Annotated in this window: 8 protein-coding genes and 1 pseudogene; 8 read left to right on the top strand and 1 reads right to left on the bottom strand. The window is 34.1% G+C overall.

Features of this window, described 5'->3' with window-relative positions; translation table 11 throughout:
• Window positions 1-587 precede the first annotated feature (587 nt).
• The 6 genes from CKF59_RS02660 (at window position 588) to CKF59_RS02635 (ending at window position 4,283) form a co-directional block, all read left to right on the top strand.
• Window positions 588-1,787 carry a Tle-like phospholipase domain-containing protein gene (locus CKF59_RS02660; RefSeq protein WP_119534440.1) on the top strand — a complete coding sequence of 400 codons (1,200 nt, stop codon included), beginning with the start codon at window positions 588-590 and terminating at the stop codon, window positions 1,785-1,787.
• Between the two features lie 312 nt (window positions 1,788-2,099).
• Window positions 2,100-2,444: a 30S ribosomal protein S6 gene (rpsF, locus tag CKF59_RS02655; protein ID WP_119534439.1), complete on the top strand. Its 345-nt coding sequence runs from the start codon at window positions 2,100-2,102 to the stop codon at window positions 2,442-2,444.
• A gap of 19 nt (window positions 2,445-2,463) precedes the next feature.
• Entirely contained in the window at window positions 2,464-2,796 is a 333-nt protein-coding gene (gene priB / locus CKF59_RS02650; RefSeq protein WP_119534438.1) for a primosomal replication protein N, read from the top strand.
• 224 nt (window positions 2,797-3,020) lie between these two features.
• Entirely contained in the window at window positions 3,021-3,242 is a 222-nt protein-coding gene (rpsR, locus tag CKF59_RS02645) for a 30S ribosomal protein S18 (protein ID WP_119534437.1), read from the top strand.
• Window positions 3,243-3,260: 18 nt separating this feature from the next.
• Window positions 3,261-3,710 carry a 50S ribosomal protein L9 gene (gene rplI / locus CKF59_RS02640; protein ID WP_119534436.1) on the top strand — a complete coding sequence of 150 codons (450 nt, stop codon included), beginning with the start codon at window positions 3,261-3,263 and terminating at the stop codon, window positions 3,708-3,710.
• Between the two features lie 96 nt (window positions 3,711-3,806).
• Window positions 3,807-4,283, top strand: a complete 477-nt coding sequence (locus CKF59_RS02635; protein WP_119534435.1) for a hypothetical protein — start codon at window positions 3,807-3,809, stop codon at window positions 4,281-4,283.
• 70 nt (window positions 4,284-4,353) lie between these two features.
• Here CKF59_RS02635 and CKF59_RS08000 read toward each other — a convergent pair.
• Window positions 4,354-5,613, bottom strand: a pseudogene (locus CKF59_RS08000) (NADH:flavin oxidoreductase/NADH oxidase family protein).
• 177 nt (window positions 5,614-5,790) lie between these two features.
• Here CKF59_RS08000 and CKF59_RS02625 point away from each other — a divergent pair.
• Together CKF59_RS02625 and uhpT are read left to right on the top strand one after the other, a co-directional pair.
• The gene (locus CKF59_RS02625) at window positions 5,791-6,228 is read left to right on the top strand and encodes a winged helix-turn-helix transcriptional regulator (protein ID WP_119534434.1); all 438 of its coding nucleotides are present in this window, start codon (window positions 5,791-5,793) and stop codon (window positions 6,226-6,228) included.
• Window positions 6,229-6,865: 637 nt separating this feature from the next.
• Complete coding sequence (gene uhpT / locus CKF59_RS02620; protein WP_119534433.1) at window positions 6,866-8,245, top strand: hexose-6-phosphate:phosphate antiporter; 1,380 nt, start codon at window positions 6,866-6,868, stop codon at window positions 8,243-8,245.
• The last annotated feature ends 268 nt before the right edge of the window (window positions 8,246-8,513 follow it).

Raw genomic sequence — 8,513 nt, 5'->3', positions numbered from 1 at the left:
AAGCAAAACAACAAAAAACACACTAAAAAAGTTATTAATAATTGTAGAATAAACATAAATAACAAAACACAAATCAAGTTAATAAAAATACTCCCAGATAACAAACGGCAATTATTAAAATTTTATTCATATTTCAAACCTTAAATTAAAATCAAATCTTAATCTTTAAAACTGAGTTAGAAAGGTAAATAGTATCTTTCTAACTTTTTCCGAATTTTATCTATAGTTGTGGAGAGATTAATTTCTCGCATAACTCAGAATTTGATCTTTTTGATCATATATCTTTATTACTAGGCATGTGTAAATGCGAGTAGTAAATTTAAATACGTAGAGGAACGTATTTATACAAACAACACAATGAAAGTAGAATAGGCTGAGACAGGTGATAATTTTCACTTGTCTTTTTCTTTATTTATTTTTTGTATCGTATGAGATAAACTCTATTATGAACCCTAAAGTTATCTTGACATCAAACCTAAAAGTGCATATGGTGTGACGCTTAGAGTTTAAGAGTAGGTAAGTTGAGGTTTATTAAGCAGAATAATTCTTGGGGATAGGGTATACTAAGTACAAAAAGGGGGAGAAAGATGGCAAAAAAGACTGATGATTTAGAATCCAAGTTATTACTAGAGACAGTATCAACTCTAGGGCAAGATAAACAACCCCGTCAAACGAAATCAACCGAGCAAACAAAATCAACTAAGCAAACAAAACTGAATAAGCAAGAGCAACAAAGTAATAGAAAAAACCTTGCTCAGAATAGTTTAGGTGAAGAGGCAAAAGCACAAATTACTAGAGCTGAGCATAAGTCGAGACCGCAGAAAGCCAAACCGAGATTTTGGTTGAAACCTGAAGAGTTTTTGGTACAACAGCAACAAAAACTCAAACAATCAACCAAGGACTTTATAAATCAAGTGTTATTAGCACGGATTGAAGTTCCCCAAGAATTAGAGCAAGTAACAGCATTATTGACTCAATTAAACGCTAGTTCGCAACCTCAAGCTCAAGTTTTAGCTCAAGAGTTAGAACAAACCTGGAGGTTAACCGTGTTATGTTTGCTCACCGATTATACTTATACCCCTAAGATGACGCCAGCAGGATTTATCGATATAAGTAGCTCTGTTGAGGAGTTAAGTAGGTTAAATTTATCCCCTGAAGATTTAGTGCTTCCCGAAGCTAATTTTAAGGTAAGAGTCTTTAAAAAAGATCCTCAAATATGGAGAGAAGAATTTCCAAGATATTATATTTGCTTTAAAGGAACAGACTTTTACTCTTGGCAAGACTGGAAAAATAATTTTCAACAAGCTTTGGGAGTAGAATCGCAGTATTATCAGCAAGCAGTAAAACTAGGAAAGAAAGTAAAGTTAAGTCCAATAAAAGAGCAAGTCTATGGGATAGGGCATTCTTTAGGAGGTGGTTTAGCTGCTGTTTTTGCTTGTGTCGCTCAAGTAAAAACTACGACCTTTAATGCAGCTGGAGTTCATCCTCATACTTTAGAGAGTGACCAAGATCAAGATTTAATTGAAGCGATTTATTTACCTGGAGAATGGTTACAAGAATTACAGGAGTTTAAGTACGCTAAAGAAAACATCTTTGGTACGGGGAAAGATTTTAAATGGGAAACAGGATTACCTACACCTTTAGGTGAAGTTAAAGCAATAGAACTAGAAGTAGGAGTCACGCCTCTCGATAAACATTTTAGTTTTGTCTTAAATCGAGGCTTTAGACGTAAACTTAAAGCTTGCTTGCAAGAATGTGCTGATTATTTAGAGGAATTGAATATTTAATTTTTAGTTTTACGATGACACTTAATATGACCCCAAAAGTTAGAACTAACTTTTGGGGCTATGTTACTCAAACAAAAAGGCAAAGAAAAAAAATTTCCTAAAAATAAAAATCTTTGCTATAATATTGCCGTTAATTTAAATGCTAAAAAATCAATAATTAATTTAGAAAATAATTTTACGTAATTTTCTTGTAATTAGATGAGTTTTTAAATTAACGTTAACTGAAATTTTATTTCGGCTCTCAATTGTTTTAATCCTTGCCTTTATAGATATGAGAGCTATCTGGAAGGCTTTAAACCGTAAGGATCAGTAATGCGTCACTACGAAATCGTATTCATGGTTCACCCAGACCAATCTGAACAAGTTCCTGCAATGATCGAACGTTACACTGCAATGGTAACTGAAAAAGGTGGTAAAGTTCACCGTTTAGAAAACTGGGGTCGTCGTAATTTAGAATACCCAATTAATAAAATCTACAAGGCTACATACGTTTTAATGAACGTTGAGACTACTTTTGATGTAATCAGCCAACTAGAGAACACTTTCCGTTATTCTGATGCGGTAATTCGTTCTTTAGTATTACGTGTAGATGAAGCTGTAACTACTCCATCTCCATTAGCTAAAGAAGGTGAAGAAAAAGCAGTAGTTGCTGAATAATTTATAGAGAGTATTTAAAGTGGAAAATGAAATCACAATTGATGGCACTATTTGTGTAGAGCCACAAAAGATTATCTCTCCATCTGGAATACCTCACCGCCAATGGACAATGCAGCACCAATCTGAACGCTTCGAAGAAGTAGGCTTACGCCGTAAAGTTTGGTTAAGATTAGCTGTATTAGTTAGCGGTCAAGAGCTTGTAAACGAAACAGACTCATATACAATTGGTACAAATGTACGTTGTACTGGGTTCATCTCAGCGCATAAAAGTCGCAAAGGTGATACTCAACTCATCTTACACGCCCAAAAAGTAGAGATTGTTGAATTTAATAAGGACGAGGAAGAAGCATAATTTGTCTTTTTCTACGCTTGACAATAGTCCACTGTGTCAGAGTGTTTCCAACCTGATGAGATAGAGATAGAAGATCAAGAAAGATCTATTATGAAGATATTTATATATAGAGATCTATGAGATCACGAACTATCTGAGAGTGAGATATTTTAAAGCGGGTGATATGCTAGCCCGTACTGAACAACAATCATTGTAAAGATTTATTAATTAGGAGACAATGCCAAATGGCTCGTTTTGTTCGTCGTCGTAAAATGGTACGTCAACCAGAATTAGTTGCTGAAGTTGACTACAAAGACGTTGCTACATTAAAGAATTTCGTTAACGAATCTGGCAAAATCGTTGCTAGTCGTTTAACAGGTGTTGATGCTAAAACTCAACGTCAATTAGCTCGTGCAATTAAACGTGCACGTTACTTAGCTTTAATCCCTTATACTGACAATCAGTAATCAACCGGAGATATTTAAATGAAAGTTATTTTATTAGATAAAGTAGCACATCTAGGTTCAGTTGGTACTGAAGTTGAAGTAAAAAATGGTTATGCTCGTAACTACTTATTACCTAGACGTATTGCAGTATTAGCGACAGCTGAAAACCGTGCTAAATTCGAAGCACAACGTGCAGAATTAGAAAAAGTTGCAGCTGAAAAATTAGCAGCAGCAAACGCAGTAGCTGCGAAAATAGAAGAAATCGGTACTTTAGAAATCGGTGTTCAAGCTGGTTCAGAAGGTCGTTTATTCGGTTCTGTAACTACACGTGACATCGTTGATGTATTAGATGCATACGGTGTTAAAGTTGAAAAATCAGCAGTTCGTGTAAACGGTGGTTCAATCCGTGAATTAGGTGAACACGAAGTATTAGTTCACTTACACGCTGATGTAAACGTTAAATTAAACGTAGTTGTTGTAGCTCGTTAATTTACTTAAGAAAAACCTCGGAGAGATCCGAGGTTTTTCTATGTTTAAAAAATGCGTATAATGTAAGTATAGTCTCAAATTTAAAATAATACATGTATGAAAAAATTAAAATTTTTAGGAGCTTTACTTCTCTTGAGTTCGAGTGTTCTTGCGGTAAAGGCTGAGCCTATAGATCTTTATGGTTATAACCATGGGAGCTATGAGTATCTTGGTTGTCTGAATTGTAATCAATATTCAGCTGATTCCATTTGGAATTCTCAAGGAAAATATGGAAGTCGTTATAGTAGGGATTCTGTGTTTTATTTCGGTCTAAGTTGGAATACAAATCAATATATTTCTAAAAATTTGTTTCCTTCTCTTAGTGGTAATGATCCTTCAATGTTTGCCAAGTGTAATGATCAATCTCCAGTGATCGCAGGAAGAAATACAAAAATTATATATGGTTATTTATGTAGAGGTGGGAAATTAGATGGGATGGTTGATCTTTTTGAGTATATGATTGATAACGGAAAAACTTTTGATGATTTATCTCCTGAAGTGCAAAGAGAGATAAAGAAAGTTTTTCAGTATTAAATATAAAAGTATCCAGCAAAAAGCTGGATACTTTTATATTTGGATGAGATATGATTATTTTGCTGCTTACTTAAGCTTTATCGAGACTTTTAATCCATTTACGATAATTTTTGGTTTTGCGGTAAGCATGGAATTGCCCTTTAATTAGCGTTAGGATAAAGTTTGGTTTGAGTTTGGTAGATTTGTTTTTTGCAAGACGATTAATATTATCTTGGATCGCAAGTATACTTAAAAAACCACTAAGAGCTTTATCTTTGAGATGATATCCTGGTTTTTTCCCAATAATCTCTTGCCCTTGTTGCCATAAATTTGGAAGATTAGGATCGAAGACAAGTGGGGTTGCGATCCCTACAAGATCAACATTTTGCTTAATTACTTCTTGGGCAATCTCTAAAGTACGAATGCCTCCTGTAGTCATCACCGGCATTGTGGCAATTTTAGCAATTTGTGCGGCAAATTCTAAGAAGTAAGCTTCTCGAGCTAGGGTTCTACCATCTTTGGTCGAGCCATCCATTAAACTTGGAGATTCATAAGTCCCACCAGAAAGTTCAATAAAATCGAGATTTAATTTATTGAGCATTAAAACTACTTTTTCAGCATCATGAATATCAAAACCACCACGTTGGAAGTCGGCAGAGTTAAGTTTTACGGCGACAATAAAATTAGGTTTTACTTGGCTACGAATTCTTTTAGTAATCTCGAGTAAGAATCTTGCTCGATTTTCTAATGAACCACCCCATTGGTCTTCACGTTTATTTGCTAGTGGTGATAAAAATTGGTTAATTAAGTAACCATGAGCAGCGTGAATTTGTACTCCATCAAAGCCCGATTGTTCAGCTAATAAAGCAGCCTAAACAAAGTTAGTAATAGTTTGTTCAATTTGTTCTGCAGTCATAGCTAGAGGTTGTACAAATTTTTTGCTCATTTTACCTATTTCAAGAGGAATTGCCGAAGGGGCATAGCTATGTTTTCCGAGTCCAGCCATAGCTTGACGTCCTGGATGGTTAATTTGCATAATTACCTTGCTACCGCCTGCTTGGGCTGCTTTTGCCCAAGCTTTAAAAGGAGCAAGAGGTTGATCTTTATTGAGAACTACGTCTCCGGCAACACTTACGCCATTGTTATCTACCATTACATTACCGGTAATAAGTAGACCTGTACCGCCTTGTGACCAAGTTTTATATAGAGTATTAAAGTTTTGATCAGGAAGTTGACCATAGCTTGCAAGGTTTTCGGCCATGGCTGCTTTAACGATACGATTTTTTAAAGTAACTCCATTTGGTAAAGTAAGAGGTGAAAATACATTTGTTGTTTGGTTGTTTTGTTGCATGTTTAGGTTTCCCTTTACTTTTTATTTATGTTGTTAATACTTTTTTGATAGTTACATTATAGGAGGGGTAAAAATAAAAGTCAATACTTTTTTAGTAGTGACTAGAGGGCAGGGGATCGATTTTTAGGATTTTTGGTATATAATACAAGGGTTTTTATAAAACTTAAGATACACAAAATGGATAAAAATAAATTTGATACTATCGAAACGGCAGCTAAAATCATTGGTGATTCTTGGAATTTATTAATCATCAGACAGATTTTTTTAGGGAATAATCGTTTTGAAGATATACGTAAAGCTTTACAGATAGCTCCAACTATGCTGACTAAGCGTTTAAATAATTTAGTGGCAACCAATATTTTACAAAAAGAACTTTATAGTCAGCGTCCAGCACGTTATGCTTATACCATTACTCCGGTAGGAAGAGATTTAGGAGAAATTCTAATTCTTATGCGTCAGTGGGGAATAAAGCATCTTGGTGGCGTATGTGAAGATCAATTGATTGATGTAGATACAGGTAAAGAAGTTAAGTGTAAATTAATTGATGAGGTTTCAGGAAAAGATTTAGCGAGCTTAAATTTACAGATGCTTTCAACAAGTAAAGAAGATTCTTAAAGTTTTGATTGTTAACGATCAAAACTTTAAGAATTTTTTTGTGTTTTCTTTTTTTCTGAAAAAAGTTTAAGGGCAAAGATAAATTTTTTACAAAATTAAAGGAAAATAATTTTTTTATTATTTCGGTATATGATTTATTGATAGTGGTTATTTTTCATAAATTTATTTTCGAGAATAAAGATTTATTCTAAATGCTAAGATAAAATTTTTACGTGGTAAATTGATTGTTACTGATCATTATTGAGTGGTATTGGTCTAAGATTTTAAGGAATACCCCTAAATTTTTTAGGTTTTTGATAAGATTTTGCGACTCATGACGCAATTTAGAAAAAATCATTTTTTATCATAGGTGAGGCTTTTTATAATAAAGTCAGAAAGCAAATAGGACGCAAAGTACATTTGCTTATCCCCACATATAAAAAATCAGCATATAAACCTCAGAGAGATTAAGCAAAACTAGAATTAATTCCCTAAGTAAGAGTCATTGGTTATAGTAGTTAGTTTTGTTTAATCTCTTTTTTGCCCCAGTTTTTTACATGGTAAGTTTATTGCTTGTTGGGGTGTAAAGAGAAACTTAAATGAAAATCAATGGAGGAGAAGCCAAAAGCAACTAGTTGCTTTGTGGTTTAGGTGTCTTATGTTTAAATTCTTACAACAAAAGCGGATTCCAACTTTAGATTTACCGGTAGAGGAAAGACGTCGTATGTGGTTTAAACCTTTTATGATGTCTTACTTGGTAGTATTTGTGAGTTATATGGCAATGTATTTAATTCGTAAGAATTATAATGTTGCTCAAACGGATTTGATTGCCGATTATGGTCTTACTAAGACTGAATTAGGTTTAATAGGTTTAGGTTTCTCAATTACCTATGGTATTGGTAAAACCGTCCTTAGTTATTTTGCTGATGGTAAAAATACTAAACAATTTTTACCATTAATGCTAGTACTTTCTGCCATTTGTATGCTGGGCTTTTCCGCTTCTTTAGGTGGTGGTAGTGTTGCAATTTTCTTAATGGTGTCTTTCTATGCCCTCTCAGGGTTTTTCCAATCTTGTGGTGGTTCTTCTTCGTATTCGACCATTACGAAATGGACACCAAAATCAAAACGAGGCTTTTTCCTTGGACTTTGGAATATGTCACATAACTTCGGAGGTATGTTTGCAGCTGGCGTAGCCTTATTTGGTGCAAATGTGTTCTTTGATGGCAATGTGATTGGGATGTTTATTTTCCCTTCTATTGTAGCGATTATTATCGGAGTAATCGGTCTTTGCATTGGGAATGACTCCCCAGAAGCTTATGGGTTAGGGACAGCTGAAGAACTCTTTAATGAGCAAGAGTCTGAAGAAGACCGTCAAGCCGAAGAAAAGCAAATGAGCAAATTCCAAATTTTCTTAAAATACGTGTTATTTAATAAAGTAATTTGGTTGCTTTGTATTGCCAATATTTTCTTATACATTGTACGTATTGGGATTGACCAATGGGCTCCAGTGTACTCTCGTGAAGAGTTAGGCTTTAGTCGTGAAGTGGCAATTCATGGATTTACAGTATTTGAAGCGGGAGCTTTAATTGGAACCTTACTTTGGGGCTTATTTTCTGATCTCATTAAAGGTAGACGTTGTGCTATTGCGGTTTTAGCTTTAATTATTATCATCTTTACTCTCAGCTATTACCAATATGCTTCTAGTGTTACTACTCTTTATATAGCTCTGTTTGTGTTAGGTTTTTGTGTTTTTGGTCCTCAACTCTTAATAGGGGTAGCTGCTGTAGGCTTTGTTCCGAAAAAAGCCGTAGCGGTAGCCGATGGGATTAAAGGAACCTTTGCTTACCTAGTGGGAGATTCTTTTGCTAAATTAGGTTTAGGTTTAATTGCCGATGGCTATCCAATTTTTGGACAAACAGGATGGACAGGAACCTTCCTTGCTTTAGATGTAGCTGCGGTATTATGTGCAGTACTTCTTGGTATTGTAGCGGTGTTTGAAGAAATAAAAATTCGCCGTGAAGCAAAACTAGCTAAATAATTACAAAGATAACAAAGTAAATCGACATAAAGTTTAGTACCTTGAAAACTTTCAGGGTACTTTTTTTGTGTTACATAGTTAAAATGACATGAATCTTAAAAGTTATATTAATGGTTCAAATTTTTTGTTAAAGATTAAATAAAAAACCTTTAATATAAAAAATCAGAAAAAAATTAGAAAAATTTTTCTACCGCTAAGAAGGTTACTTTTTGTAAATTAGTATTTAAATTAATAAGTTGTAGAGTTTAGTTATACATATGTATAAGTT

This window comes from Psittacicella gerlachiana, from assembly GCF_003585965.1.
GTDB classification, from domain to species: Bacteria; Pseudomonadota; Gammaproteobacteria; order Enterobacterales; family Psittacicellaceae; genus Psittacicella; species Psittacicella gerlachiana.
The sequence above is the reverse complement of the archived record's forward strand: the minus strand, read 5'-3'. Positions and strand labels throughout refer to the sequence as shown.

Excerpts from the sequence above, each read along its gene's own strand:
- CKF59_RS02625 (WP_119534434.1), top strand. The coding sequence starts at position 5,791 with ATGGATAAAAATAAATTTGATACTATCGAAACGGCAGCTAAAATCATT.
- uhpT (WP_119534433.1), top strand. The coding sequence starts at position 6,866 with ATGTTTAAATTCTTACAACAAAAGCGGATTCCAACTTTAGATTTACCG.
- rpsR (WP_119534437.1), top strand. The coding sequence starts at position 3,021 with ATGGCTCGTTTTGTTCGTCGTCGTAAAATGGTACGTCAACCAGAATTA.
- CKF59_RS02635 (WP_119534435.1), top strand. The coding sequence starts at position 3,807 with ATGAAAAAATTAAAATTTTTAGGAGCTTTACTTCTCTTGAGTTCGAGT.
- CKF59_RS02660 (WP_119534440.1), top strand. The coding sequence starts at position 588 with ATGGCAAAAAAGACTGATGATTTAGAATCCAAGTTATTACTAGAGACA.
- rplI (WP_119534436.1), top strand. The coding sequence starts at position 3,261 with ATGAAAGTTATTTTATTAGATAAAGTAGCACATCTAGGTTCAGTTGGT.
- rpsF (WP_119534439.1), top strand. The coding sequence starts at position 2,100 with ATGCGTCACTACGAAATCGTATTCATGGTTCACCCAGACCAATCTGAA.